The organism is Providencia sp. PROV208, assembly GCF_028479465.1.
Classification (GTDB): domain Bacteria; phylum Pseudomonadota; class Gammaproteobacteria; order Enterobacterales; family Enterobacteriaceae; genus Providencia; species Providencia alcalifaciens.
In genome coordinates, this window is record NZ_JAMPNS010000038.1 from 1 (window position 1) to 1,191 (window position 1,191).

1 protein-coding gene is annotated in these 1,191 nt (G+C 39.0%); it reads left to right on the forward strand.

The window, feature by feature from the left end; all coding sequences use genetic code 11:
- Window positions 1-68 precede the first annotated feature (68 nt).
- Window positions 69-1,177 (forward strand): IS3 family transposase gene (locus PR766_RS18340; protein ID WP_412033797.1). Its coding sequence is split into 2 segments (ribosomal slippage): window positions 69-321 and window positions 321-1,177, totalling 1,110 coding nucleotides; the frame shifts between segments, so codons are not numbered across the junction.
- The last annotated feature ends 14 nt before the right edge of the window (window positions 1,178-1,191 follow it).

A 1,191-nucleotide genomic window follows, 5' to 3' on the forward strand; every position in this document is an offset into this window, starting at 1 on the left:
TTGTCCACTTCCCCTAAAATAAGACAGCTATAATTAGATTTTCTGCCCTAAAATTTGCAGAGGTCATGATGAAAAAAGCTCGTTTTACTGAAACTCAAATCGTTAATATTTTAAAACTCGCTGATTCTGGTATGAAAGTGGAAGATATTTGCCGCCAAAATGGGATCAGCAACGCCACTTATTATAATTGGAAATCAAAGTATGGTGGCATGGAAGCTAATGATATTAAACGATTAAAAGAACTCGAAGATGAAAATGCGAAATTGAAAAAGCTCTTTGCGGAAGTTAGCCTTGAAAACCATGCAATGAAGGAGCTTTTCGCAAAAAAGGGTTGGTAGTGGCTGAAAAGAAATCCTGTGCTCAGTCGTTAAAGGCTGCGGGTTTATCAGTCATTAAAGCGTGTAAACTAACATCGCTATCTCGTGCTTCGTTTTATCGAAAGACTCAAAATTGGCACGAGAAAGATAAAATCGTCATCGATGCCATACAATCCGTTTTAGCGAAATCTCCACAGTCGGGATTCTGGAAATGCTATTTTCGACTGAGATTTCAAGGTTATCCTTTTAATCATAAACGAGTTTATCGCGTTTATTGTCGCTTAGGATTAAATCTGAAACGACGGGTTAAAAAAGTGCTTCCGAAGCGTGAAAAAAGACCATTAGTCATAGAGAAAGTCCCGAATATTCAATGGGCATTGGATTTTATGTACGACAGTTTATATTGCGGCAAACGCTTCAGAACCCTCAATATTATTGATGAAGGAACGCGTGAATGCCTAGCGATCGAAGTTGATACGTCATTACCGGCTGAACGCGTCATCAGGGTGCTTGATCGTTTAAAAGCCGAAAGAGGGTTGCCGAAACAGATCCGAGTCGATAATGGTCCTGAACTCATTTCAGTTAACTTATTGAATTATTGTGAAGATAACGAAATTTTACTGTGCCATATTCAACCGGGAAAACCGCAGCAAAATGGGTTTATCGAACGTTTTAATGGTTCGTTCCGTCGAGAGTTTTTAAATGCGTATTTATTTGAATCATTAAGCCAAGTGCGAGAATTAGCGTGGTTTTGGCTGCAAGATTATAACCAAAATCGAACCCATGAAAGTTTAAATCACCTCCCACCGGAGGCCTATCGTCAACAGTTAGAAAACTCTAATTTAACGTGTCTCAATTAAAGGGGAGTGGACAA